Origin of the sequence: Streptomyces sp. KMM 9044 (assembly GCF_024701375.2) — a bacterium.
Lineage (GTDB): Bacteria > Actinomycetota > Actinomycetes > Streptomycetales > Streptomycetaceae > Streptomyces.
The window spans coordinates 626,549-651,103 of record NZ_CP113910.1 but is presented as its reverse complement, the minus strand read 5'-3'; the positions used below and the strand labels follow the sequence as shown (position 1 = coordinate 651,103).

Sequence of the window (24,555 nt, the reverse complement as noted above, 5' to 3'; positions counted from 1 at the left end):
CCGGCGTCACTTTCCGCAATTGAGTAACAGAGTCCAGTCGCGGAGCATCCGGAAGAAGGACTCCTCGTTGCCGGACAGCCCGGCCCTGGCCAGGGCCGTCTCCGCCTCCGCGAGGACGGAGGGCGCCACGGCCGGGGGCCTGCGGGTGCCCGGAGGGCCGGTCTCCATGTCGTAGGCGGCGCGCACCGTGTGCAGCAGTCGCAGATAGGCCTGGACAGCGGTGCGCTCGCGGTCGGTCGGTACGGCGGTGGGCATCGCTCGGCTCTCCCCAAGTCGTGATCCGGCATCGCGCGTCCCGCGCGGTGCGGGCGCACCCCCAGCTTGCCGCCCACCACTGACAACCGGTCCGTGCCGCGGACCGGTCTGCCCATCCGGCTGAACCGTCCCGCCCGCTCAGGCCTTGGGGGGCTGGACGTTCTCCAGGAGCATGTCCAGCCACTCCGCGACCTTGTCGCGGTGCTGGTCGGTGGGAAGCTGGGCGGCCCGCCACGCGATGCCGCGTACCCCGTGGTCCTGCAGCAGCCGCTCCAGCGGGTCGCGGGTCGCCACGGCGGCCCGCCGCTCACGGTCCGCCAGGCTCTGCAGCAGGTCCTGCTCGGTGTGCCGGAGCGCGTTCGCGAGCGCTTCGGGGTCCTCGGCGGTGAGGAATCCGGCGTGCACCCGGAAGAACCGCTGGATGGCGTCGCAGTGCTCCATGGTGGGCCGCCGGTCGCCGTTGATCAGGGCGCCTGCCTGCTGCCGGGACATGCCCGCGCCGTCGGCGATCTCCTGCTGTGTGTACTTGCGGCCGTTCGGCTTGAGCCGGGTGCGGCGCAGCAGGTCCAGGCGCTGCACGAACCGGGTCTGCACCTCGGGCTCGCCCGCCGGACGGCCGCTCAGCAGGGCCTTGACGACAGGCTCCGGGACTCCGGAGGCCGCGGAGAGCCGGCCGACGTCGAAGACCTCGGTGTGCGGTACGTCGAGCCGGTCGGCGAGTGCGGCGACGCGGGCGACGACGGCCGTCAGCGCGGTCGTCGGCGCGGCGTCCTGCCCCTCACCCACGAAGCCACCGGTCACCGACAGATCTCCTACATCTCTCACAGGCTTCTCACACGGGATTGCCGTGAACTTCACGGAGACTAGCCCGTGCTTCGAGCTCACATCCAGGTCTCGCCACAACTGTGGCCAATTTCAGCCGTCAACCGGCATAAAATGCCACGATAGTTGACACGCCCGAGGTTCGGGCCGCAGGATCGGGGCGCCGCGTCAAGGCCGCACAGGCAAGAGGGGTGAGCCTCCCGATGGCACATCAGGCAGAAGGGCAGCGGCCGATGCCGCGGCCCGGCCCCGAGACGCCCGAGGCGCGGGCCTACCTGGAGGACTACGCCGCGTTCCTCCACGCGGTGCCCTTCCCCTCCCTGGTGGTCGACCGGCGCTGGGACGTGCTGCTGGCCAACACCGCTTTCCGGACACTTTTCCGGGATGTCGAACAGCATCCGACGGCCATGCCCGGCGGCAACTTCCTCCGGTTCGTCCTCTTCCACCCGGACGCCGCCACCGTGCTGGGGGAACACGAGTCGAGCTGGTGCCTGCCGATGCTGGCGCACTTCGCCAAGACGGTGGAGCGGCACGACCACGACCACGGGCTGCAGGCCATCCGCCGGGACATCGCCCAGGACCCCATCATGGAGGCCGCCTACCGGCAGGGGCTGCCGCACTGGCTCCGTGCCGTCGGCGAGCAGGCCGCCGAACACGACGGATCCGTAAGGCCGTTGCGGCACCCTGATCCGCGCTGGGGGGTCACCGACTGCCGTCTCGTCGTGGAGACGACCAGGGCTCTCGACGCCATGGACTGCATCCGGTTGACGCTGGTCCTGCGCGAGGCGCCCCGCACTCCGGCCGGTCACCGAAGACGTCGGCGCGCCGCTTCCCACCTCAGCGTGGTGCCGGCGACGGACTGAACCGTCCTGCCGGAGCCGGAGCCGGAGCCGTCACAGTGGCGCCGGTTTCTTGCGTTCACGACGCGACGACTTGCTGTGGTGGCGAGGAAGGCCGGGGTCAGCGAGGCCACGGTCAGCCGGGTGCTCGACGGCAAGCCCGGAGTCTCCGAGTCCACCCGGCAGGCCGTGCTCTCCGCCCTGGACGTGCTCGGTTACGAACGGCCCACCCAGCTGCGCGGCGAGCGTGCCCGTCTGGTCGGCCTGGTGCTGTCCGAGCTGCAGAACCCGATCTTCCCCGCCTTCGCCGGGGTGATCGGCGGCGCGCTGGCCCAGCCCGGACTGACGCCGGTGCTGTGCACCCAGACCCGCGGCGGCGTCTCCGAGGCGGACTACGCGACGCTGCTGCTCCAGCAACAACTGACGCCGGTGCTGTGCACCCAGACCCGCGGCGGCGTCTCCGAGGCGGACTACGCGACGCTGCTGCTCCAGCAACAGGCGTCCGGCGTCGTCTTCGCCGGCGGGCTCTACGCCCGGGCCGACGTGCCCCACGGCCACTACCGGCAGCTCGCCGAGCGCAACATCCCGGTCGTCCTGGTCAACGCGGCCATAGAGCACCTCGGCTTCCCGGGGGTCTCCTGCGACGACGCGGTGGCCGTGGAACAGGCCTGGCGGCATCTGGCCTCGCTCGGCCACGAGCGAATCGGTCTGGTGCTCGGCCCCGCCGACCACGTGCCGTCGGCACGGAAGCTGGCCGCCGTCCGCGCGGTCGCCGGTGAGGTGCCCGACGAGCACATCGCCGGGACGGTCGGCGCGCGGGCGATCGGCGAGTTCGGCATCGACGTGTCCCGGCCGCACTGGGACATGACCGGCATGTCCGTCCACGGCGCCTACCCCGTCGAGGGTCAGGACGAGGACTTCCCGGTCATCAATCACGGGCATCCCGAGGACCGGCGGGTGGACCTGAAACAAGTCCAGGCCGGACTCGCGGGGACGGCCGACGGCGGCATTCCGCTCCACGCCCGGGTCTTCGACGGACCGGCGGCCGAGGTCTCCCAGGGCGTCGGCGCGATGAAGGACCTGCGCACAATGGCCGGTACCCGCGGCTTCCTGATGGCCGCCGACTCCAAACTGGTGTCCTGCGCCGACCTCACCGCGCTGCTGGCCTCCGGGGTTCACTTCATCGCACCGGCACCGGCCGCGCAGGTCAAGGACCATGTCTGTGCCGCCCTCGACCTCGACCGGGCCACCGCTGTGGACTGGACGCCCGGCCGGGACACCGGCAAGCCGCCCGAGCGGCGCGAGAAGTACCGGGTGCTGGAGGACACGCGCACCCTGATGGGGCCACGGAAGAGGGAACCCGAGCTCACCGTGCGACGGATCCTGATCCACTCCACCGCGAACGCCGCGGACCAGCGGACCGCCCGGGACAAACGCCTGGCCAAGGCCGCCGAAGACCCGAACAAACTCGCCCAGGCGGCCGTCGACCTCCTCGACACCGACATCGGACAAACCCGCTGGCCACCGACCTGAAACGGTGACCCGCGAAGTCCGGGCCTAGACGCCGGGAACCGGCTGCCGGGGGACACGGCCGTCTGGCTCCGCACACGGGTGGCCCGGCCCGACGGGACCTGGCGAACCGGAGGCGCTTCCTTCCTGAAGTCCACCGGGGTGTCCTCGGCCACCGTCACTGCCCCGCGCGCCGCGCGTCGAACTGCTCCGGGCCCGCCGGCAGGGGTACGCACCGGTCGACCGGGAACTGGAGGAGGGCTCGCGGTCGGTCGCCGCCCCGGTACGGGACCGGGACGGCACGGTGGTGGCCGCGGTGAACACCGCCGTGCACGCCGGGCGCATCCCCGGGGCCTCGGCCCGCCGCGACCTGCTGCCCCACCTGCCGGCGACCGTCGCGCGGATCGAGGCGGACCTGCGGATCACCGGCCCGGCACGAGCCGCCTCCCACGGGGCCGGGGCCGGGCCGAGGAGTGGCACGGCCGTCCCGCCGCGCCGCCCTTTCGCTCCGGCACCGGGCCCGCAACCGTCCGGCGCTGTGCGACGGGCCGGGTGAGCCGCGTGCGCGGACGGCAGAGCGGAGGGAAGACGCAGTCGGCACGCCCCGGCTCTCCCGGCCGCCGACCTGCCGGGAGAGCCGGGGCGTTCTAGGGTGGACGGCACTGCGCCACACAGCGACCGGGAGCTCTCATGCGTCTGCCCATCGAACCCAGGCACGTGGCACCCCGTCTGGCCGCGGGGGCGTTCATCCTCAACTCCGGCCTGTCCAAGCGGGGCGCCGACGAGGAGACGGCAGCCCAGTTGCACGGGATGGCGAAGAATACCTATCCGTTCCTCGAGAAGGTGCAGCCCGCCGTCTTCTCCCGGCTGCTCTCCGTCGGGGAGATGACGCTGGGCGCCGCCCTGCTGCTGCCCGTCGTCCCCACGGTCGTGGCCGGTGCCGGGCTGGCGGCGTTCTCGTCGGGGCTGCTGGGGATGTACCTGCGGACGCCGGGGATGCGTGAGGAAGGCAGCCTGCGGCCCACCCAGGAGGGCCTCGCACTGGCCAAGGACGTCTGGATGCTCGGGATCGGAGTCGGGTTCGTCGTCGACGGGTTGACGCGCGACGGGCGCTGACCGGGCCGGGGAACAGCCGTGCCTCGGACACGGACAGCGTGCCGTCCGGTGCCGGCTCCGACGCGGTGACCAGGATCGCCGCGAGACCGGCCAGGGCGAACGCCGTGCCCCGCCACTCGGTGCGCCCCACCCGCCGACCCGTGGTCCATGCCCCCGCGGGCACGGCCACGACCGGCGTGAGCGCGCCGAGCGGCTGGACCACGGTCAGCGGGCCGTACGCGAGCGCCACGACGTGCAGCAGTGCGCCCGCGGCGTTCAGCGCGACCGTCCACCACCCGGCGCCGGGGGACCGTGACACCAGCCGTTCCTGCGCGATCGCGGCGGCCGCGTAGGAACGGCGGAGACGAGGGACAGGGCGACGGCGACGAGGAGCGCGTTCACCGGGGCATCCCCGTGAGTTCCTCGTCCACGGCCCTCACCCCGTCCGCCGTGCCCTTTTTGCCTCTTTGCGTCGGCATCGCCGGCGGTCGGCGGGCCTGGTGGGGGAGGCGCAGGGCAGCGAGGGCGGCCCCGAGCAGGGCGGCCGCCACGATCGCGTCCAGCCAGAAGTGGTTCGCCGTACCGACGATCACCAGCAGGGTCAGCAGCGGATGCAGCAGCCACAACCACCGCCACCGTGAGCGCGTGGCGACGACCAGACCGACCGCCACCATCAGCGCCCAGCCGAAATGCAGCGAGGGCATCGCCGCGAACTGGTTCGACAGCGTGTCGGTCTGCGGAGGCCCGTAGACCGAGGGCCCATACACCCGCGCGGTGTCCACCAGGCCGGTGGCGGCGAGCATCCGGGGCGGCGCGAGGGGGAACGCCAGATGCAGCACCAGGGCGGCGGCGGTGACCGCGGCAAGTACCCCTCGCGCCCACACGTAGTGGACCGGGCGGCGCAGGAAGAGCCAGATCAGAAAGGCGCCGGTGGCCGGGAAGTGGACGACCGCGTAGTAGGTGTTCGCGAGGTGCACCAGGCTGTCGCCGTGCAGCAGCAGGGACTGCACCCCTCCCTCGCCGGGCAGGTGGAGTGCCCGTTCCAGCTCCCACACGTCGTGCCCGTTGCGAAGGGCGGCCTCGGAGTGGCCCGTCGCCAGCCGTCGGCCGAACTTGTAGACGAGGAAGAGCCCCACCGTGAGCAGGAGCTCACGGAGGAGGGGCGGACGCGCCGACATGCCGGACGCCGACGGTGGGCCGGGCCTCGCCGGTGGCGGCTCGCTCGGTGGCTCGCTGCGGGCATTCATCCCCCGGCCCTTTCGCCGACGCTGGTTTCGTGGTGGTGCCGACGGCACCGGCGGTGCCGGGCCGTGCTGCGGTGCCGAGCCTCAGCGGTACGAGTTCGATCCGACACGCGATCGTACCGATACGAGACCGTACCGGTACGCGAGTGTATCGATACGGAACCGTTCCGGTACGCTCACGTATCGATGGGTGAGGGATGCAGGCCCGCTGGGAGTCGGCACCCCGAGGGACCCGCCCCCAGGACAAGGAGTCGAGCCGATGACGTCGCAGGCCGCGGACCGACCGGAACCGGTCGGCAGTTCGCGCCGCTCCAAGATCACGCCCGAGCGTGAGCGGGAGTTCTTCGACGCTGTCCTGGAGCAGATCCGCCAGTGCGGCTACGACGCCGTCACCATGGAGGCGGTCGCCGTCCGGACACGGTGCAGCAAGTCCACGCTGTACCGGCAGTGGCAGACCAAGCCCCGGTTCGTCGCCGCGGCCCTGCGGTCCAGCGGACAGGCGCGCTTCGCCGGCATCGACACCGGTACCCTCGCCGGGGACCTGCGCGAGGCCGCCCGGAGCGCGGGCGCGTGGTCGGCGAAGGACACCTCGCTGTTACAGGCACTCGGGCACGCGGTCACGCAGGACCCGGAGCTCGCGCAGGCGCTGCGCGAAGCTCTGGTGGAACCGGAGACCGTCGCACTGAAGGCGATCGTGCGACGCGGGGTCGAACGCGGTGAGGTCCCCGCGGACAATCCGGCACTGGCGTACATCCCGGCCCAGTTCTTCGGCGTGCTGCGGGTGCGGCCCCTCCTGGAGGAGGGGGCCGGGGACCCGGACTACCTGCTCCGGTTCGTGGAGGCCGCCGTACTGCCGGCCCTCGGCCTCGAATGAGACCAGGGCCGCCGTTTCGGGATGACCGGGCGGCGACCCGGCCGCGCCGCACCGTGGGGACGGGGGCGGCGCGCACCACCGGCCGGGTGGGGCTCCCCCTGAGCGGAGGGGACCCCCACCCGGCCGTCGCTCCGGCGGGCGGACGGTGGTGGGCTCAGACGTCCTGGCCGTTGCCGCCGCCGCTGCCCTCCGCCTTCTCTATGCCCTCGGCGATGTCGTCGAGGACGGACTGCTTCTGGTCCGTGTCCACGCCGAAGCGGACCACGACGATCTGCTCCGGCTGCGCGGGGGAGGGGAAGGCCAGCGACTGGACGTACCCGTCGGAGCCCTTGCTGGTGACCGCCTTCCAGCGCACCAGGTAGCCCTTCTGCCCGGCGACGGTCACCGCCTTCGACTCGAGGACCTCGTGCGAGCTGATCTTCCCGTAGGAATCGCCGCCGTACGACTCCTCGGCATTGGCGGAGATGTCCGCCTTGGCGACCTCCTCCGCGGTGGAGCCGCGGGTGCCGAGAGCCAGTGCCGGTGCCGAGTACGCGCCGCCCTTGGTGCAGGTGCTGGAGGTGTCGCCGGGGCAGTCGTACGTGTCCTCCGACATGATCTGGGCGCCCACCTGGCCCTCCTGGCCGTACCAGCCGTCCGGGATGGGCAGGCTGATCCCGCTCAGTCCGTCGGTCACCGACCCGCTCTCGACCCGCGGCGGCTCCGAGGTGTCCGGGCCGGGGCCCTTTTCGCCCGGACCGCCCTCCGGGGCGCGTTCCGTGCCCCCGCCGTCCCGTCCGTCCGGTGCCTGCGAGGCGGTGGAGTTGTCGCTCCCGCCGTCGTCTGTCAGCGCGTACACGCCGACCCCGATGCTCGCCAGCACCGCGACGGCCGCCGCCACGGCGATCCCGATGCGCACCCCGCGCCCCCGGCCGGAGCCCGGGCCGGACTGCACGACCCCGGGATACCCGGGATGCGCCGGGTACACCGGCTGGTTCGGCTGGTTCGGCTGGTTCGGATACGCCGGTTCGGCCGCCGTGCCCGGCGCCGGGGGGCCCCAGGCGGGCGCCGATCCCGTCGGCCTGACCTGGTCCGTCCAGGCAGTGCCGTCCCACCAGCGCTCGGTGGCCGGTCCGCCATTCGTCTGCCCGGGGTCGGGATACCACCCGGGAGGAGTCGCCTGCGTCATGCCCCCACCGTATGAGGCGTCGGTGAAAGAGGGATGAGAGAGGTCCGTATATCCGGGATTCCGGGGTTCCGCGGGCCCACGCGTGCGCGCCCGTACGTGTCCGTGGGCGCGCGGGCCCGAGCGGGCGGGCGGCCGGATGTCCCGCCCTGGAACCCGGCCCCGGGAGTCTCGCTCCGGGGCCCCGACCCACCCCCGCCCTGCCTCCCGCCCTTGTCGAAAAGACCCGACGCTCCATCATCTCCCTTTCCCATGAAAGGTGTTGACCGTCGTGCCCTGGTGAGCGGTAGGGCGCGTTGCCCCCTGTACCCGCTGTCACCCGTCACGGCAAGAGCCCGGCCGGTACCGCTCCGTCGGGGCCGTCGGAGGACTACGCTCGACGCCTGTACGCCGTTCGGGCGACTTGGGGAGGCAGCGGGATGACGGAGGTACGGCCCATGGGATCGGCCTCGGCCTCTCTCTGGGAGAGGGAGGAGGAGGTCGCCACCATCACCGCGATGGTCGACACCCTGTGCGCGGACCGGTCCGCGCCCGGCAGCCTGCTGGTGCTGCGGGGCGAGGCGGGTCTCGGCAAGACCACGCTGCTCGCCGAGACCCGGCGCATCGCCGGACAGCGTGGCTGCACCGTGTGGTCGGCCCGAGGCGGCGAGACCCTGCGCACCGTCCCGTTCAACGTCGTACGCCAACTCCTCCAGCCCGCGCTGGTGTCGATGGTGCCGGAGGAGGCCCGCGAGTACCTCGGTGACTGGTACGACATCGCCGGCCCCGCCCTCGGCATAGCCGAGCCCGGCGACCGCCACGCCGACCCGCAGGGCGTCTGCGAGGGCCTGGTCGCCGCCGTGCGCCGGCTGGCCCGCCGGGACTGGCCGCTGGTGCTGACGATCGACGACGCCCACTGGGTCGACCAGGAGACCCTGTACTGGCTCTCCGTCTTCGCGAAAAGCCTGGCGGGCCTGCCCGTTCTTGTCGTGGTCGCCCGCCGGCCCGGCGAGATCTCCGGGGTCAGCGCCCGCCACCTGGACACCGTCGCCGAGGCGGCCGCGCACCCCGTCACCGTCCTCAGCGCGCTGACCCCGCCCGCCGTGGCCGGCCTCACCCGCGCCACCCTCGGCGAGGACGCGGACGCCGCGTTCTGCCGCGAGGTGTGGGCCGTCACCGGCGGCAACCCCTACGACACCGTCGAACTGCTCGCCAAGGTCCGGGACAGCGAACTCGGACCCGTCGAGGCGTACGCCGGTGCACTGCGCGAACTGAACCGCTCCGCCCGCGGCGGCGGACTCGTCACCCGGCTGGAAGAACTCGGCATAGACGCCACCCGGTTCGCCTGGGCCGCCGCCATCCTCGGCAGCGACATCACCGTCGGCCTGGTGGCCGGGCTGGCCACCCTCGACCACGCCGACGCCGTCCGCTGCGCCGAACGCCTGCGCACTGCCCGTATCCTCACCGCACCCGCCCCCGGAACCGGCCGCAGCGGTGCAGTCGACCTCGAGTTCGTCCACCCGCTGATCGCCACCGCCGTCTACAACTCCATCCCCGACGCGCTGCGCCGCGCCATGCACGGCATAGCCGCCCGGATCGTCACCGACTCCGGCCGCGGCGCCGCGGCCGCCTCCCGCCACCTCCTCGAAGTGCACCCGGACGCCGACGAGGAACTCGTCCGGCAGTTGCGGGACGCCGCCGGTGAACACCTCGCCGTCGGCGCCCCGGACGCCGCCCGCCGCTGCCTGGAGCGTGCCCTGGAGGAACCGCCCCGCCCCGAGGTCCACGCGCGCGTGCTCTATGAGCTGGGCTGCGCCACCTTCCTCACCGCGCCCGCCCGGACCATCGGCCATCTGCGGACCGCGATCGGCATGTCCGGCCTCGACGAGGACGCGCGGGTGGACGCCGTGGTCCGGCTCTCCCAGGCGCTGATGCACAACAACCAGATGGAGGAGGCCGTCCGCACCGTCGAGGCGGAGGCCGCGCGGCTGGAGCCCGGCCCCGCCCGGATGCGACTGCAGGCCGTGCAGTTCATGTGGGAGGGCGTCCACGCCGGCGAGACCACCACCCCCGGCCGTTCCGAACGCCTCGCCGCCCTCGCCGCCACCTGCGCCGGCCGGGACAACTCCGAGCGCGCGCTGCTCATTCTGCGTGGCTTCGACGCCATGATGCGCGGCGAGAACGCCGAGGAGGTCGCCGAGATCAGCGACCGAGCCCTCGTCAACGGCCGTCTCGCGCCCGGCCTCGGCTGGACCGACACCGAGTGGGGCGTCGAACTGCTCCTGATGCTCGCCAGCACGTACGCCTACACCGACCGTCTCGACCGCGCCGAGAGTCTCTACACCAAGGCCCTGCGCTCCTACGAGTCGGCCGGCTGGAGCGGCGGCCACCTGGTCCTCGCCCACGCCTACGTCGGTCTCGCACACCGCAGGCGGGGCCGCCTCGCGGCGGCGGAGAAGTCGCTGCGCGAATCCCTGCGCCTGGCCGAACGCGTGGGCCGCGGTCTGCCCCTGTACTGGACGGCGACCTGCAACCTGGTCGACACCCTGCTCGTCCGCGGCCATGTGGACGAGGCCTGGGAGGTCGCCGAACGGCACGGGTTCACGCCTCCCTACCCGTCCACCATCGTGCTGCCCGACCCCCGTTCGGTGCGCGGCAGGCTGCTGCTCGCGGTCGGCCGTACGAAGGACGGCATCAACGAACTGGAGGCCGCAGAGAAGGCGGCGGCCTCCCGCGGCCACCACAACCCCGTCCACGTCTTCTGGGCCGCCGACCTCGCACGCGCCCTCGCCGCCCAGGACCCGGCCCGTGCCGCCCGGCTCGCCGTCGAGCACCGCGGCCGGGCCGAGCGCTTCGGCACGGACACCGCCATGGGGGAGGCCCTGCGCTGCGCCGCCGCCCTGGAGACCGGCCAGCGGGCGGTGCGGCTCGCCGCGCAGGCCGCCGCCTACCTGGAATCCTCGCCCTGCCAGTACGAACACGCGGCGGCCCGCGTCGAGTACGGCGTTCTCGCCCGCTCGCGGACCGACCTGGAGCGGGGCCTGGCCCTCGCACGCTCCTGCGGCGCGGACGGCCTGGCTGTCCGCGCCGAGGCCGAGCTGACCGCACCCACCGGCCGGCCGGCGACCGCGGGCCTGGCCGCGCCCCCGCGAGGAGAGCCGGGGCGCCGGCCCCGGTGACCCCCGGGCACGCAGCCGAGGGGTGCCGCCTTCCTCGGCCACCGAACGGCGCGCGCTCGCGGGCGGGGCGACCAGCGCCGGGAGCCGACCTGCCCGGGCCCCGGTCCGGCGGAGGGGCACGACGCTCCACCGGGCTCCTCCGTCCCCGTCCCCGTCCCCGCGTCCGTCTCCGCCCGTATGCGGAGAGTGACGCCGGCCTGTCGACGGGGCGCAGGGAACGGGCCTCGCGGGGAGGCGGTCCGGCGCCCCGGCCGGCCCCTCCCGGATGCGGTGCGTGACCCTCCCCCGAATTGAGCGGCAGAGTCGCTCGGCGAGGGACGCCAGGTCGAAGCGCCCGGGGTCGGCGGCAGCCTCCGTGACCGCCGCGGCGGTCACGGCGGGGGCGGCCCCGGCGGCCGCCTGTGCCCGGGCCAGTGCGGCCTCGGCGTCGAGCAGTGCCCGCAGGACGGCGCCGTCCCCGGCCTCGGCGGCGGCCGGTGAACCGGCCCACCCGGGGGCGAGCAGACCGGTGCCGGCGTCGGCCGATGTCACGTGAACTCCGAGAAGACCGTTTCACCCTCGCCCTGAAGACGGACGTCGAAACGGTACGTCCCCTGCCCCTCGTCCACCGCGACCGGTGTGGCGCGGCGCTCCGTGTCGAGCCGGGACGGCAGCGGGTTCGCCGCGAGTGCCGCCTCGTCGCCCGGCAGGTGGATCCGGGGGGAACAGAGGGTGCGGCCGGCGCCGGTGACGTTCGGGTCCAGCGGGGCGTCGTACTGCTCCCGCTGATGGGCGTACCGCCCGGCCGAGTCGGCCTGCCAGACCTCCACGAGCTGACCACGCACGGGACGCCCGTCCCGGTCGAGGAGCCGCCCGGAGACGGTGATCCGCTCGACGACGGGCTCGCCCGGGTGCTGCCGGGTGGGGTCGTTGTCGGTCTCGGTGAGCCGACGACTCGGTGACCTGGCACCCGGGCGGGCCGGTGGCCCGGTGGCCCGGTGGTCCCGTCGGTCGCCCCCGTGCCGGTCAGTCGGCCTCCGCGTAGACCACCCACACCTGCCCCTGTGCGAAGTTCACCGGAACGCCGTCCTCTGTCGTGAACGCGGTTCCGTCCGAGGCGTCCGGGCGGCTCCAGCGGACGTCGTGGGCGCGCCCGTCGCGCAGCACGGTGGCCCTTCCGGAGCCCACCGTCTCGGTGTACGGCGTGTTGTTGCCCCGGGAGTCGTGATAGCCGGACGGGCGGACGGTCACGTACTGCACGACCACGGTCGCGGGCGCCACCGGCTCGCCCCGCGCGGTGACCGTGGGGGTGCTGTCCATGGAGACCAGCCAGCGGTTCCGGGCGTCGGACCAGGTGAAGGTGAAGCGGGCCGCCGGATAGCGCACCGTACGCGTGCTCTCGGGTTCGCCGCCCGCGGGCGGCGGGCCGTCGCGGAAGCCGGTGGTCAGCGAGGCCCGGCCGGGCGGGCCGTCCATGGACCGCCGGGGCAGGAGATAGAGGTTGTGCGGGGCGGACCGGGTGGCGTCCCGGACATAGGCGTCCGCCCCCGCGTCGGACGTCCCAGGCGTCAAGGGCTCCAGCGGAGCCCGGTCGATCAGCGGCAGCAGCCTGCCCTGCGCCCCGGAGAACGCCAGAACCGGCCGGTCGAACTGGCGCAGCAGCTCCAGATCGGCCTCCCGGGCGCTGCGCACCGGTCCGACGGACTCGGGCAGCCGGGTGGCGTAGACCGCCATCAGCCGGCTCAGACCGCCCTCGACCTGCTCCACGTACACCACGTCCGCCGACTCCAGGCCCCTCTGGGGGCGGGCCGCGGCAGCATTGTCGATCTTCACCGCGAGGACCGGCGGGCGGCCGTCCCCGTCAGCCCCCTCCGTTTCGGTCCCCTCCGTCCCGCCCGGCCGCGTGGTGCGGGGCGCCCCGCGTCCGTCGTCGCCCGGGCCGTTCGACGCGGTGCAGCCCGCCGCCAGACCCGCCGCCAGCAGCGTCGCCAGCAGCGCTCTCCCTGTCGCGACGCGCCGTGTGCGTGCTCTTCGTCCCGTGCCCACCGTCGCCACCCTGCCTGTCCCACGTCATTGGTTGTCTTGATTGTGCGCTTTTCTGATCGTCGGTGGACATGCCTGACCGGTGGTGTTCCCGCGCGGCGGCTTCCGCCGATCGGCTCAGTGACGCGCGGTTCGGCATGGAGCGCACGGGTACCCGGAGCCCGCCGTGCGGACGGCACACCGGCCACGACGACGCAGGGAGCAGACGGCGATGAAGGCAGTGACCTGGCAGGGAAAGAGGGACGTCCGGGTGGAGGAGGTGCCGGACCCGCGGATCGAGGAACCGACGGACGCCGTCATCCGTGTCACGTCCACCGGACTGTGCGGCTCCGACCTGCACCTCTACGAGGTGCTCACCCCGTTCATGACCCCCGGCGACATCCTCGGCCACGAGTCCATGGGCATCGTCGAGGAGGTCGGCGCCGGCGTACCGGACCTCCAGGCCGGTGACCGCGTCGTCGTGCCGTTCCAGATCGCCTGCGGCAACTGCTGGATGTGCCTCACAGGTCTGCCCACCCAGTGCGAGACCACCCAGGTCAGCGCCGAGGGCATGGGCGCGGCCCTGTTCGGCTACACCCGCCTCTACGGCGCGGTGCCGGGCGGCCAGGCCGAGTACCTGCGGGTCCCCCAGGCGCAGTACGGCCCGATCAAGGTCCCCGAGGGACCGTCCGACGACCGGTTCGTCTACCTCTCCGACGTGCTGCCCACCGCCTGGCAGGCGGTGGCCTACGCCGACGTCCCGAAGGGCGGCAGCATCGCCGTGCTCGGCCTCGGCCCCATCGGTGACATGACCTGCCGGATCGCCCGGCTCAAGGGCGCCGACCGGGTCTTCGGCGTGGACCTGGTCCCGGAACGACTGCGCCGGGCGCAGGAACGGGGCGTGGAGACCTTCGACCTGCGCTCCTTCGACGACGAGAAGGAACTCGTCACCGCGATCCGTGACCGGACCGACGGCCGCGGCCCCGACGCCGTGATCGACGCCGTCGGCACCGAGGCACACGGCAGCGCGGTGGCCGGCATGGTGCAGAACGCCGCGGCGCTGCTGCCCCGGAAAATCGGCGGCCCCCTGGCCGAACGCTTCAGCGTCGACCGGCTCGCCGCCCTGTACACCGCGATCGACCTGGTGCGCCGCGGCGGCACCGTCTCAATCTCCGGCGTCTACGGTGGCGTGGCGGACCCCATGCCCCTGCTCACCATGTTCGACAAGCAGATCCAGATGCGCATGGGGCAGGCGAACGTGCGCCGCTGGAGCGACGAGATCATCCCTCACCTCACGGACGACGACCCCCTCGGCGTCGATGACTTCGCCACCCACCGCCTGCCGCTGTCGGAGGCGCCCCGGGCCTACGACATGTTCCAGCGCAAGCGGGACGGCGCGGTCAAGATCCTCATGCAGCCGTAGCCGTAGCCGTAGCCGTAGCCGTAGCCGCACGCTTCGCCGGACTCGGCGGTCTGCCGCACCCGCCCAGGTCTTCGAAGACGCCGGGCGGGCCCGTCGGGCACAGCCGGGCCGGGTCGGGAAGCACGGACCCGCGGCATCCCGACCCGGCGTGCCGGATCACCCTCACGAGCACATCAGCGCTGTGTCACGGCAGTTCCTTGATCCGGACGTCCCGGTACGAGACCACGTCGGTGGTGCCGTGGACCTGGAGTCCGATGTAGCCGGAGGCGAACCGCCGCCCGTCCGTGCCCGGGTCGTCCGAGCGCGGCGGGGTGAAGTCCTGACCGCCGGTGTTGCCGAACTCGTTGATCAGCGCGCCGTTGCGGAGGACCGAGTAGTGCTGGCCCTCCACCCGGATCTCGTAGTCGTTCCAGGTGCCCTTCTGCGTCACACCGGCGCCTGCCAGGCCCACCCGGTCGAAGCCGTAGACCGAACCCGTCTTGTACATGTCGCCGGTGGGTGAGTCGAACACCTGGATCTCGTGCCCGTACTTGATGGCGGCCCACTCCGGCCGCGGCTCCTCCGCGTGGTCGTGGACCTGGGGGAACCGCACGAACACACCGGAGTTGGCGTTCCCGGTACCCGGGGCGTCGTCACGCCACTGCAGCTTCAGCGAGAAGTCGCCGTACTTGCGCTCGGGGAACCACAGCATGCCGAGCCCGGACTTCGTGGTGCCGGAGGTGATCGATCCGTCCGGGTTCAGCGCGAACGAACCACCGCCCACCTGCTGCCACTTGGCGAACGCCTCCGCACTGCCGTCGAGGATCTTGCGGTAGCCGTCGGTCTGGCCCGGCTCGCCGATCCCGGACTGGCGGGCCGCCTGGTTGACGGCCCGGAGCTCACGCTGGTCGATGACACCTTCCTTCTTCAGTTTGTCCAGCACACTCCTCACGTGCTTCAGGAACAGCGCGCTGGACGTCCACTCCTTCTCGTCCTCAATCAACTCGCCGATTCTGCAACGGTTGTTGGTAACACGGTTGGGTACGCCCGAGTCGACCTCGCCGACGACCACCGTCAGCCGCTCGTCGTGCTCCGGGCAAGGCGGCGCGGGGACCTGGCCGGTCACGACGGTGAAGCTCACCGTGAGCGGCGCCGAGGTGTTGCCCGCCTTGTCGCTCGCCCGGTACGCGACGGTGTGCCTGCCCGCCCGGTCGACGACGACGGGTTCCGTGTACGCCAGGTAGGGCCCGGAGTCGAGCGAGTACTCGATGGACGCGACCCCGGAACCGTGGGCGTCGGTGGCGCTGACGGTCACCTTCGCGCTGCCGACGTACGCCCCGTCGGAATTCTTCGCGCCCTCGACGTTCACGCCCGTCACCGGCGGGGCGGTGTCCTGCGGGGGCGCGGTGACGACGGTGAATCCGACGCTCTTGACCGCCGAGACGTTGCCCGCCTTGTCGGTGGCGCGGTACCGCACGGTGTGGGTGCCGGACTGATGCACCATCACCGGGCCGCCGTACGCCTGCCAGGCACCGTCGGCGCCGAGCGCGTACTCGATGGTGTTCACCCCGGAGCCCGTGTCGGAGGCGCTGACGGTGACGGTCGCCATGTCGATGTAGGCACCGTCGGCGTTCTTCTCGCCGTCCACCGTCGCCGAGGTCTCCGGTGCGGTGGTGTCGTCCGTCGGCGGGGGGACGACGGTGAATCCGACGCTCTTGACCGCCGAGACGTTGCCCGCCCTGTCCAGCGCGCGGTAGCGCACCGTGTGCGGGCCGACCTGGTCGACGACCACCGGCGCGGTGTACGGCTGCCAGGCGCCGTCGGCGCCGAGCGCGTACTCGATCCGGTCGACGCCCGAGCCCTCGTCGGTGGCCCCGACGGCGACACTCGCCGAACCGATGTACGCGCCCTCGGCGTTCCGCGTGCCGGTCACCTCGGCAGTCGCCTCGGGTGCCGTGGTGTCCTCTCCGCTGCCCTCGGTCACGACGAGGATGCCCTGCATCGCACCGTGGCCGGGGATCGTGCAGTGGTAGAAGTAGCGGCCCGGGGTGAGCGTGACCTCGGCGGTGTGCCGGCCGCCCTGGGCGTCACCGGGGTTGGCCAGGATGTTCAGCTGGACGTCGTTGTTGAACTCGGGGTCCGACGTGGCGAACGTCAACGTGTGCGGCATACCGGTGGTATTGCCGGTGGCCACGCTGTTCTCGAAGACGATCGTCGCCGGCCCGGCCACCGCGGTCGCCGGTGCGGTGAGGTACTTGTCGATGTCGTTGCCCGCGGTCCAGGTGAGCACCTGGTCCGCCGCGGCCCCGGCCTTCCCCGGCCGCCCGGCCTCCGGCTCACCGGCCGTGGAGACGGTCTGCAGGCCGAGCATCATGAGGAGGGTGGCCAGCAGGGCCGCCCAGACTCTTCGTTGCCTACGCGTCACTGGTTTCACTCGGCCTTCCTCGCCAGCTGACCGGCGGCCGGGGTCGGGCCGCCGCCCGTGTAGGTGACCCGCCACAGAGCGGACGTGGAGTCCGAGGTGAAGAAACCGCGGCCGTAGTCGAGGACGTACAGCGCGCCGTCCGGACCGAACTTCCAGTCCATCAGGTTCTTGATGCCGTCGTTGCCGACCGGCACGATCTTCTTCAGCGACTCCGAGTGCACCGGCAGTCCGCCGTCGCCCTGCGTCTTCGGGTTCATGAGCACCGCGTTGCGCGGCTGGTCGGCGTCGTAGAAGTCGCCGACGAACCACTTGCCGTCCCAGTAGGCCGGCCACTTGGTGTCGCTGCCGCTCGCCTCGTCGAAGCGGTAGACGGGCCCGTTCATCGCGGCCTGGCCGCCGCCCTTGAGCCAGGGCAGCCGATAGGTGGCCTCGTCCTGCTTGTAGGACGGGACGCCGTTCTCGCCCCGGGGGAAGTCCGGGGCGCCGCCCTGCGGCGAGTACCAGATGTTGTTGCCGGTCACCGGCGGCAGATTGACCAGACCGTCGTTGTTCGGCGACTCGTTCTTCGGGTTGTCGCAGTCGTACCAGCCAAGGGGCTGCGACGGGTCGGGAAGGTTCCGGTCCCGGTAGGGCTGGTTGTTGCCCATGCAGTACGGCCAGCCGCGGTTGGACGCCTTCGTGATCGCGGCGAAGGTGTCGTACTTGGCCGGACCCCAGGTCGTCGACGGCTGACCGGCGTCCGGGCCGACCCAGCCGGCGTAGAGCACGTCGGTCGCCGGGTCGACCGAGATGCGCGCCGGATTGCGCACACCCATCACGTAGATCTCGCCGCGTGTCTTGCCGCCGCCCTCGGCGCTCTCCTCGCCGGTGAACAGGTTGCCCTCGGGGAGGGTGTACGTGCCGTCCGGTTCCGGGTGGATGCGCAGGATCTTGCCGTTGAGGTTGTTGGTGTTGCCCGCGGTGCGGCGCGCGTCCGCGAAGGAGACGCCCTTGTAGTTCGGCTCGGGGTTGTTGCCCGAGTAACCACCGCTGAAACCACTGGAGTTGTTGTCACCGGTGGCGATGTACAGGTTGTCCTCGGAGTCCCAGGCCAGCCCGCCGCCGGAGTGGCAGCAACTGTGGATCTGCACCGGCCAGTCGAGCAGGACCTTCTCGCTGGCCAGGTCCAGCCTGCCGGTGGACTCGTCGGACGTGAAGCGGGAGACCCGCCGGTCGGCCATGCGCCTGTCGCGGTCGATCTCCGAGTGGGGCGTGTAGTGCAGGTACACCCACCCGTTCCGCTCGAACCGCGGGTCCAGCTCGATGCCGAGCAGTCCTTCCTCGGCCTTGACCAGTTCGCCGCCGCCGCCCTTGTTGCCGAAGACGGTGAGCGCCCCGGCGAGCGTGACCTTCCCGGTCCCCGGGTCGTAGACGTGGATCTCGCCCGTGCCCTTGCCGATGTCCGGGTCGTTCCAGTCGGTGACCACGGGCTGCGAGGAGTCGGAGCCGCCGCGGCCGATGTAGAAGACGCGGCCGTCGGGGGCGGTGACCAGTCCGTGCGGTTCACCGATCTGGTCGTTCCGTCCCGGCTGGTTGGGCTGGGTCAGCCGCTCGGCCCCGTAGTTGCCGTTGATCGTCGCCTTGCAGTCGGCCTGGACCAGTCGGCTGGTCCACAGCAGGGCGCCGCGCAGATGGTCGCGGAAGTCGGTCTCGTCGTACGACGACACCGTGCCGCCCATGCCGGTGTAGAAGGACCGGCCGCCGTCGTAGTCGTGGCACCAGCTCACGGGGTGGTCGGCGCCGCCCGCGCCCGCCCCCGGCCGGTAGCTCGACTCGCGGACCCTGGCGACGGTGTGCACCTCGCCGGACGGGTTCCTCTCCCAGTTCAGCCATCTGTCGGGCCGCTTCCACTCCTGCGGCAGGCTCTTGGTCGCCGGGTGCTGCCGGTCGCCGACCTCGACGGTCGCCCGCTGGACGTCCGTGGGGCCGGACGTGGCAGGGCGGGCGCCGATGAGACCGGTGAACCAGTCCGAGTACGGTTCCGCGCGGGCCGCGTCATGAATGCCGACGAACCCGCCGCCGGCCTCCATGTAGGCCTCCAGGCCCGCCTCCTGGGCCGGGTCGAGGACATCCCCGCCGCCGGTGAGGAAGACGACCGCGTTGAAGCGGCTCAGCCTGGTGTCGTTGGTGAACACCGAGGCGTTGTCCGTCGCCGTGACCGCGAACTGCTGGCCCTGCGGACCGGACAGCCCGATCTTCTCGATCGCCTCGATCCCGGCGTTCACCAGCGGCGACCCGCCGCCGACCGCGGCGGAACCGTGGAACAGCAGCACCCGTACGTTCGCGCCGCCCGGAGGCGACTTGATCGACATCGTTGTCAGGGCCGGGTCGGGAGCCGGGCGCGCGGTGGCGGCGGGGCCCGACAGCAGTCCGGCGGCCACGACCCCGGCGACGGTCGCCGCCCAGGCCCTTCGCCTCGTTCTGGTCGCTCTCGTGCTTCTCGTGCTTCTCGTGCTCAACCCGTTCAAGCGCATGGGTCCTTGACGCGATGTGAACCGCACGTGGCCACCCACCCCTCCTCGGTCGCAGCGACAGCGTCAAGGAAGCTAGACCTCTTTGCGTCACACGCCAATACCTACGGCCGCAGTGAAACGAACTTTGTCCTGAGTGTGGATGAACGGAAGGGCGGCCGGTACGGTTTTCCAGGTTCATGACAGTCAGCTCGTGGCCGTCGGACGGTCGTTGTGCTCACGCCTCTCAATCATCGGCGCCATCACGTTCCGTACCAGTAGAGGGAGTTCGGCATGGACAGACGTGGCTTCAACCGGCGGGTGCTGCTGGGTGGCGCGGTCGCCGCGACATCGTTGTCCCTGGGATCCTCCGAGGCGGTGAGCGCCCCGACACCGGCGAAGACCGCGCCCGCCGGCGGCGAGGTGAGACGCATCAAGCTGTACGCCGAGCGCCTCGGCGGAGGGAAGATGGGCTACGGCCCGGAGAAGGGCGAGGCGTCCGTCCCCGGCCCGCTGATCGAACTCAACGAGGGCGACACGCTGCACATCGAGTTCGAGAACACCATGGACGTACCGGTGAGCCTGCATGTCCATGGCCTGGACTACGAGATCTCCAGCGACGGCACCAAGATGAACCGCAGCGACGTCGCGCCCGGCGGCACGCGCACCTACACCTGGCGCACCCACAAGCCCGGACGGCGTTCGGACGGGACCTGGCGCCCGGGCAGTGCCGGCTACTGGCACTACCACGACCACGTCGTCGGTACGGACCACGGCACCGGCGGCATCCGCAACGGCCTGTACGGCGGGGTGATCGTGCGGCGCAAGGGAGACGTCCTGCCCGACCGCACGCACACGATCGTCTTCAACGACATGACGATCAACAACAGGCCCGCCCACACCGGACCCGACCTCGAGGCCACCGTCGGCGACCGCGTGGAGATCGTCATGATCACGCACGGCGAGTACTACCACACCTTCCACATGCACGGTCACCGCTGGGCCGACAACCGCACCGGCATGCTCACCGGACCCGACGACCCGAGCCAGGTCGTCGACAACAAGATCGTCGGCCCCGCGGACTCCTTCGGCTTCCAGATCATCGCGGGGGAGGGGGTGGGGGCGGGTGCCTGGATGTACCACTGCCACGTCCAGAGCCATTCCGACATGGGCATGACCGGGATGTTCCTGGTGAAGAAGCCGGACGGCACGATCCCCGGATACGACCCGCACGAACACGAACACGAACACGAACACGAACACGGCCAGGAGTCCGCCCCGAAGCAGAGCGGAGGCGGGGAACACGAGCGCTGACGGGGTTCGGGGCGCGGACACCAAGGACACGCGGCCACGGGACGTGGGGCACGGGCGTACCGCGGGGCGCCCCCTCGGCGGGAGTGCTCTCGCCTCCCGGCGCTCCGGGGCTATCCTGATCCGCAGCCGCTGGTGAGGAGCTCCCGACGTGACCGAGACAGCGCCGCGCCCCACCCTGGAGGCCGTGGCCGCGCGGGCCGGAGTCTCACGGGCCACCGTCTCCCGTGTGGTCAACGGCGCCGACGGCGTCACCGAACCCCTGGCCGAGCGCGTCCGGCAGGCGGTGGAGGAACTCGGCTACGTGCCCAACCAGGCCGCCCGCGCCCTCGTGACGAACCGGCACGACGCCGTCGCCGTCGTCGTCGCCGAACCCGAGAGCCGCGTCTTCGCCGACCCCTTCTTCGCCCGCCAGCTGCGCGGCATCAGCAGGGAGCTGACCGCGCGCGACAACCAGCTCGTGCTGCTGCTCACCGAGGGCCGCCACGACCACACCCGCGTCGCCCGCTACCTGGCCGGCGGCCATGTCGACGGCGCGCTGGTCTTCTCGCTGCACCTCGACGATCCGCTGCCCGAGCTGATCCAGCGTGCGGGCGTCCCGGTCGTGTTCGGCGGCCGGCCCGGCTGGTCCGGCGGCAGGAGCGGTGTCGTCTACGTCGACAGCGACAACCGCGGCGGCGCCCGCGACGCCGTGCGGCACCTGCTCGGCCTCGGCCGCGGCTGGGTCGCGCACATCACCGGCGCCCTGGACCAGACCTCGGCCGTGGACCGGCTCGACGGCTACCGGGACGCCATGGCCGACGCCGATCCGCGCCTCGTCGCGGAGGGCGACTTCACCCTGGCCGGTGGCGAGCGGGCGATGCGGGAGCTGCTGGAGACCTGCCCCGGCCTGGACGCCGTGTTCGCCGCCAACGACCTCACCGCGGTGGGAGCGCTGCGGGTGCTGCGCGAGCACGGGCGCCGGGTGCCGGACGACGTGGCGGTGGTCGGCTTCGACGACATGCTGCCGTTCGCCGAGCAGACCGACCCCCCGCTGACCACCGTCCGCCAGGACATCGAGGAGATGGGCCGGCTCATGGCCCGGCTCCTGCTGCGCGGCCTCGACCGCACCACCGCCGCGTACGAGACAGTGGGCGGCGCCCCCTCCAGCGTGATCTTCCCGACGACCCTGGTACGCCGCGCCTCCGCGTGAGGCCCGGACAGCCCGGGGCCCCTGCCTTGGACGGCGCCTGCGACTCTGCTGCTCAATTCGGGGGAGGGGCACGCACCGCATCCGGAAGGGGCCGGCCGGGGCCCGACCGCCTCCTCGCGAGACCCGTTCCCTGCGCCCCGTCGGCAGGCCGGCGTCACTCTCCGCAATGGAGCAACAGAGTCGCCTGCGCGTGCCCGCGTGCCTCGGCGTGAAACGCTCCGCGCGCCGCCGTGCGTTCCGGCGCCGGGGCGGGCATCGTTCGTGCGGTCGGAACGGGCGCGGGTGCCGGTGCGGGCATGGGCGTCCGGGCGCGGGCCAGGAGCCGCGGCGCGGGGGCGCCGCGTTGATCCCGCGTTGATCGAACGTTTTTCGCCGTCCGGCACGCTGCCGGGCATGCACATCGACACCATCGCGTCGCCCGACCTCGCGTGGCAGGAGGAGGCCCTGTGCGCACAGACCGGGGGAGACTTCTTCTTCCCCGAGCCCGGCAGCTCGGTCCGTGACGCCAAGCGGATCTGCGGTCTGTGCCCCACCCGGGCCGCCTGCCTCGACTACGCCGTGACCAACGACATGCGCTTCGGCGTCTGGGGCGGACTCTCCGAGAAGGAGCGGCTGGATCTGCGCCGTACGTCCCGGTGACGGGTGGCGAGGGGCACGCGGGTCGTCAGGACCTGTCCGGCCGGATCACGCCGGAGACGCGGGGTACGCACGCCCTCCGCCCTGCGGCCGCACGTACCGGATCCCGCCCACGCCGGCCGAGAGGGAGACGGCGGCGGGCCGCCCCGTCTGCCGGGGCGGCCCGCCGCCGTCGGGAGAGCGGGGGTCAGCCTGCCGCCCGCGTCGCCATCCGGGCCTTGCGCGCCGCGAGCTTCTCGTCGAACTTGCTCGCCTCGGAGTCCAGACCGCCGAGGAACAGGCCGAGCTCCTCCTGGGCCTGGATGCCCTCGGGGCCGAGACCGTCGATCTCCATGATCTTCAGAAAACGGATCACCGGCTGGAGCACGTCGTCGTGGTGGATGCGCAGGTTGTAGACCTCGCCGATCGCCATCTGAGCCGCGGCCCGCTCGAAGCCGGGAATGCTGTGGCCCGGCATCCGGAAGTTCACGACGACGTCCCGCACCGCCTGCATCGTGAGGTCGGGGGCGATCTCGAAGGCGGCCTTGAGCAGGTTCCGGTAGAAGATCATGTGGAGGTTCTCGTCGGTCGCGATGCGGGCCAGCATCCGGTCGCAGACCGGGTCACCGGACTGGTGGCCGGTGTTGCGGTGCGAGATACGGGTGGCCAGCTCCTGGAACGCGACGTAGGCGACCGAGTGCAGCATCGAGTGACGGTTGTCCGACTCGAAGCCCTCGCTCATGTGGGCCATGCGGAACTGCTCCAGCTTGTCCGGGTCCACCGCCCGCGAGGCGAGCAGGTAGTCCCGCATCACGATGCCGTGCCGGCCCTCCTCCGCGGTCCAGCGGTGCACCCAGGTGCCCCAGGCACCCTCGCGGCCGAACAGCGTGGCGATCTCGTGGTGGTAGCTCGGCAGGTTGTCCTCGGTCAGCAGGTTCACCACCAGGGCGATCCGGCCGACCTCGGTGACCTTGGACTGCTCCTTCTCCCAGGCCTCGCCGTCCTCGAAGAACCCGGGGAAGTTACGGGCGTCGCCGAACGGCACGTACTCGTGCGGCATCCAGTCCTTGGCGACCTTCAGGTGCCGGTTGAGTTCCGTCTCGACCACTTCCTCCAGCGCGTACAGCAGCCGGGCATCGGTCCAGGCGGAAGAGCTGCCGAGGTGGGGAGAGGCGATCGACATACGGTACTCCAGAGGACGGGGACATATGTGGGGTATCGGCGAGCGGCGCCGGCAGCCTACGGAATCGTAGGCTGCGAATCCGCAGGTTACGAAACCGTAGGTTATGTGTGTCGTAAAGGCTGCTGCCAGGACGGGGCCGCCCGTCAGGCGTACAGGTCCCGAAGCCGCACCGAAAGGCAGGTGACGCAGCCCTCGAGCTTCTCGAACTCCCCGATGTCCACCAGCACCGGTGCGTAGCCGAGGTCCGCGAACAGTTCAGCCGTCTTCGGCGCGCTCGACGCCATCAGCAGCCGGTCCCCGCCGAGCAGCACCACATGCGCCCCGGACTCCTCCGGCACCGGCAGGAAGCGGGGGAACAGCGAGGGCGCGTCCAGGTTCGGGATGTGGCCGACGACCGTCCCGTCCGGCAGCGCCGTCACCGCCGACTTCAGATGCAGCACCTTGCTCACGGGCACCGCGACCACCCGGGCGCCCAGCGGTTCGAACGTCGCCCGCAGCTGCTGGATGCCGGCCGCGTCGGTACGCCCGCCCCGGCCGACGTACAGGGTGTCGCCGATCTTGAGCACGTCCCCGCCGTCCAGCGTGCCCGGCTCCCAGACCCAGTTCACCGAGCAGCCCAGCGCGGCCACGGCCTCCTCGACCCCGACGGTCTCCGCGCGCCGGGACTCAGCGCCGGACCGGGCGATCAGGGCCACGTTCCGGTACATGACGACCGTGTCCTCGACGAACACGGAGTCCGGGCAGTCCTCGGCCGGGACCACCTCGACCGTCTCCCAGCCGTGCTCGCGCAGCGCCTCGCAGTACGCCTCCCACTGCTCCACCGCGCGGCCGACGTCGACGCCATCCCGTTCGACATGGGTCACCAGTCCTTCGGCCAGTCGGGAACCGGGGCGGCGGACGAGAGCCTTCTTGCTGGGCACGTGCGGGACTCCGTATCGGACGGGGCAGGGCTGCCACCGGTCCCGAGGGTAGCCGG

General features: G+C 72.1%; 18 protein-coding genes and 5 pseudogenes. 10 read left to right on the top strand and 13 right to left on the bottom strand.

All coding sequences use genetic code 11. The features are described 5' to 3' along the window. Positions 1 to 6: 6 nt before the first annotated feature. Positions 7 to 255 carry a hypothetical protein gene (locus HUV60_RS03070; RefSeq protein WP_257852428.1) on the bottom strand — a complete coding sequence of 83 codons (249 nt, stop codon included), beginning with the start codon at positions 253 to 255 and terminating at the stop codon, positions 7 to 9. 138 nt (positions 256 to 393) lie between these two features. Further along, complete coding sequence (locus HUV60_RS03065) at positions 394 to 1,056, bottom strand: helix-turn-helix domain-containing protein (protein ID WP_257852429.1); 663 nt, start codon at positions 1,054 to 1,056, stop codon at positions 394 to 396. A 224-nt stretch (positions 1,057 to 1,280) separates the two neighbouring features. Between HUV60_RS03065 and HUV60_RS03060 the strand changes: the two genes are divergently transcribed. From HUV60_RS03060 to HUV60_RS03045, 4 genes and pseudogenes are all read left to right on the top strand, one after another. After that, the gene (locus HUV60_RS03060) at positions 1,281 to 1,940 is read left to right on the top strand and encodes an MmyB family transcriptional regulator (protein WP_257852430.1); all 660 of its coding nucleotides are present in this window, start codon (positions 1,281 to 1,283) and stop codon (positions 1,938 to 1,940) included. Positions 1,941 to 2,018: 78 nt separating this feature from the next. Further along, positions 2,019 to 3,449, top strand: a complete 1,431-nt coding sequence (locus HUV60_RS33785) for an IS1634 family transposase (protein WP_443047207.1) — start codon at positions 2,019 to 2,021, stop codon at positions 3,447 to 3,449. 166 nt (positions 3,450 to 3,615) lie between these two features. Beyond that, positions 3,616 to 3,981: pseudogene (locus HUV60_RS03050) on the top strand (IclR family transcriptional regulator domain-containing protein); the annotation flags it as partial. Positions 3,982 to 4,115: 134 nt separating this feature from the next. Next, positions 4,116 to 4,541 carry a hypothetical protein gene (locus tag HUV60_RS03045; protein ID WP_257852432.1) on the top strand — a complete coding sequence of 142 codons (426 nt, stop codon included), beginning with the start codon at positions 4,116 to 4,118 and terminating at the stop codon, positions 4,539 to 4,541. Here HUV60_RS03045 and HUV60_RS03040 read toward each other — a convergent pair. Beyond that, positions 4,510 to 4,922, bottom strand: a pseudogene (locus tag HUV60_RS03040) (hypothetical protein); the annotation flags it as partial. The gene HUV60_RS03045 and the pseudogene HUV60_RS03040 sit on opposite strands and share 32 nt — an antisense overlap. Next, positions 4,919 to 5,767, bottom strand: a complete 849-nt coding sequence (locus HUV60_RS03035) for a phosphatase PAP2 family protein (protein ID WP_443047206.1) — start codon at positions 5,765 to 5,767, stop codon at positions 4,919 to 4,921. The pseudogene HUV60_RS03040 and the gene HUV60_RS03035, both read right to left, overlap by 4 nt. 256 nt (positions 5,768 to 6,023) lie before the next feature. On the opposite strand from HUV60_RS03035, the gene HUV60_RS03030 reads away from it, so the two are divergent. Next, a complete protein-coding gene (locus HUV60_RS03030; RefSeq protein ID WP_257852435.1) occupies positions 6,024 to 6,638 on the top strand; it encodes a TetR/AcrR family transcriptional regulator in 615 nt (204 codons plus the stop codon). 154 nt (positions 6,639 to 6,792) lie between these two features. On the opposite strand, the gene HUV60_RS03025 is transcribed toward HUV60_RS03030, so the two are convergent. Continuing rightward, positions 6,793 to 7,806, bottom strand: a complete 1,014-nt coding sequence (locus tag HUV60_RS03025; RefSeq protein ID WP_257852436.1) for a DUF2510 domain-containing protein — start codon at positions 7,804 to 7,806, stop codon at positions 6,793 to 6,795. A 416-nt stretch (positions 7,807 to 8,222) separates the two neighbouring features. On the opposite strand from HUV60_RS03025, the gene HUV60_RS03020 reads away from it, so the two are divergent. Then, positions 8,223 to 10,961: an ATP-binding protein gene (locus HUV60_RS03020; RefSeq protein WP_257852437.1), complete on the top strand. Its 2,739-nt coding sequence runs from the start codon at positions 8,223 to 8,225 to the stop codon at positions 10,959 to 10,961. 303 nt (positions 10,962 to 11,264) lie between these two features. On the opposite strand, the pseudogene HUV60_RS03015 reads toward HUV60_RS03020, so the two are convergent. From HUV60_RS03015 to HUV60_RS03000, 4 genes and pseudogenes are all read right to left on the bottom strand, one after another. Next, a pseudogene (locus HUV60_RS03015) lies at positions 11,265 to 11,492 on the bottom strand (3-carboxy-cis,cis-muconate cycloisomerase); the annotation flags it as partial. Next, positions 11,489 to 11,659 (bottom strand): annotated as a pseudogene (locus tag HUV60_RS03010) (protocatechuate 3,4-dioxygenase subunit alpha); the annotation flags it as partial. The pseudogenes HUV60_RS03015 and HUV60_RS03010, both read right to left, overlap by 4 nt. A 9-nt stretch (positions 11,660 to 11,668) precedes the next feature. Beyond that, positions 11,669 to 11,893 (bottom strand): annotated as a pseudogene (locus tag HUV60_RS03005) (dioxygenase family protein); the annotation flags it as partial. Positions 11,894 to 11,966: 73 nt separating this feature from the next. After that, positions 11,967 to 12,995 carry a DUF3048 domain-containing protein gene (locus HUV60_RS03000; protein WP_257852438.1) on the bottom strand — a complete coding sequence of 343 codons (1,029 nt, stop codon included), beginning with the start codon at positions 12,993 to 12,995 and terminating at the stop codon, positions 11,967 to 11,969. Positions 12,996 to 13,194: 199 nt separating this feature from the next. Here HUV60_RS03000 and HUV60_RS02995 point away from each other — a divergent pair, with 199 nt between their 5' ends. Further along, a complete protein-coding gene (locus tag HUV60_RS02995) occupies positions 13,195 to 14,385 on the top strand; it encodes a zinc-dependent alcohol dehydrogenase (protein ID WP_257852440.1) in 1,191 nt (396 codons plus the stop codon). 184 nt (positions 14,386 to 14,569) lie between these two features. Here HUV60_RS02995 and HUV60_RS02990 read toward each other — a convergent pair whose 3' ends face one another. Both HUV60_RS02990 and HUV60_RS02985 read right to left on the bottom strand, forming a co-directional pair. Then, positions 14,570 to 16,738, bottom strand: a complete 2,169-nt coding sequence (locus tag HUV60_RS02990) for an OmpL47-type beta-barrel domain-containing protein (RefSeq protein WP_257853155.1) — start codon at positions 16,736 to 16,738, stop codon at positions 14,570 to 14,572. Positions 16,739 to 16,794: 56 nt separating this feature from the next. Further along, positions 16,795 to 19,302, bottom strand: coding sequence for a ThuA domain-containing protein (locus tag HUV60_RS02985; protein ID WP_257852441.1), 2,508 nt, complete (start codon positions 19,300 to 19,302; stop codon positions 16,795 to 16,797). Between the two features lie 270 nt (positions 19,303 to 19,572). On the opposite strand from HUV60_RS02985, the gene HUV60_RS02980 reads away from it, so the two are divergent. From HUV60_RS02980 to HUV60_RS02970, 3 genes are all read left to right on the top strand, one after another. After that, entirely contained in the window at positions 19,573 to 20,592 is a 1,020-nt protein-coding gene (locus HUV60_RS02980; RefSeq protein WP_257852443.1) for a multicopper oxidase domain-containing protein, read from the top strand. Positions 20,593 to 20,740: 148 nt separating this feature from the next. After that, the gene (locus HUV60_RS02975; RefSeq protein WP_257852445.1) at positions 20,741 to 21,781 is read left to right on the top strand and encodes a LacI family DNA-binding transcriptional regulator; all 1,041 of its coding nucleotides are present in this window, start codon (positions 20,741 to 20,743) and stop codon (positions 21,779 to 21,781) included. Between the two features lie 393 nt (positions 21,782 to 22,174). Then, the gene (locus HUV60_RS02970) at positions 22,175 to 22,420 is read left to right on the top strand and encodes a WhiB family transcriptional regulator (RefSeq protein WP_257852446.1); all 246 of its coding nucleotides are present in this window, start codon (positions 22,175 to 22,177) and stop codon (positions 22,418 to 22,420) included. 184 nt (positions 22,421 to 22,604) lie between these two features. Here HUV60_RS02970 and HUV60_RS02965 read toward each other — a convergent pair whose 3' ends face one another. Further along, on the bottom strand, positions 22,605 to 23,579 hold the full coding sequence (locus HUV60_RS02965) for an acyl-ACP desaturase (protein ID WP_257852447.1): 975 nt from the start codon (positions 23,577 to 23,579) through the stop codon (positions 22,605 to 22,607). Positions 23,580 to 23,722: 143 nt separating this feature from the next. Continuing rightward, positions 23,723 to 24,499 carry a dimethylargininase gene (ddaH, locus tag HUV60_RS02960; protein WP_257852449.1) on the bottom strand — a complete coding sequence of 259 codons (777 nt, stop codon included), beginning with the start codon at positions 24,497 to 24,499 and terminating at the stop codon, positions 23,723 to 23,725. Positions 24,500 to 24,555 lie beyond the last annotated feature (56 nt).

Excerpts from the sequence above, each read along its gene's own strand:
- HUV60_RS03070 (WP_257852428.1), bottom strand. The coding sequence starts at position 255 with ATGCCCACCGCCGTACCGACCGACCGCGAGCGCACCGCTGTCCAGGCC.
- HUV60_RS03060 (WP_257852430.1), top strand. The coding sequence starts at position 1,281 with ATGGCACATCAGGCAGAAGGGCAGCGGCCGATGCCGCGGCCCGGCCCC.
- HUV60_RS03045 (WP_257852432.1), top strand. The coding sequence starts at position 4,116 with ATGCGTCTGCCCATCGAACCCAGGCACGTGGCACCCCGTCTGGCCGCG.
- HUV60_RS03035 (WP_443047206.1), bottom strand. The coding sequence starts at position 5,767 with ATGAATGCCCGCAGCGAGCCACCGAGCGAGCCGCCACCGGCGAGGCCC.
- HUV60_RS03030 (WP_257852435.1), top strand. The coding sequence starts at position 6,024 with ATGACGTCGCAGGCCGCGGACCGACCGGAACCGGTCGGCAGTTCGCGC.
- HUV60_RS03025 (WP_257852436.1), bottom strand. The coding sequence starts at position 7,806 with ATGACGCAGGCGACTCCTCCCGGGTGGTATCCCGACCCCGGGCAGACG.
- HUV60_RS03020 (WP_257852437.1), top strand. The coding sequence starts at position 8,223 with ATGACGGAGGTACGGCCCATGGGATCGGCCTCGGCCTCTCTCTGGGAG.
- HUV60_RS02995 (WP_257852440.1), top strand. The coding sequence starts at position 13,195 with ATGAAGGCAGTGACCTGGCAGGGAAAGAGGGACGTCCGGGTGGAGGAG.
- HUV60_RS02990 (WP_257853155.1), bottom strand. The coding sequence starts at position 16,738 with ATGATGCTCGGCCTGCAGACCGTCTCCACGGCCGGTGAGCCGGAGGCC.
- HUV60_RS02985 (WP_257852441.1), bottom strand. The coding sequence starts at position 19,302 with ATGCGCTTGAACGGGTTGAGCACGAGAAGCACGAGAAGCACGAGAGCG.
- HUV60_RS02980 (WP_257852443.1), top strand. The coding sequence starts at position 19,573 with ATGGACAGACGTGGCTTCAACCGGCGGGTGCTGCTGGGTGGCGCGGTC.
- HUV60_RS02970 (WP_257852446.1), top strand. The coding sequence starts at position 22,175 with ATGCACATCGACACCATCGCGTCGCCCGACCTCGCGTGGCAGGAGGAG.
- HUV60_RS02965 (WP_257852447.1), bottom strand. The coding sequence starts at position 23,579 with ATGTCGATCGCCTCTCCCCACCTCGGCAGCTCTTCCGCCTGGACCGAT.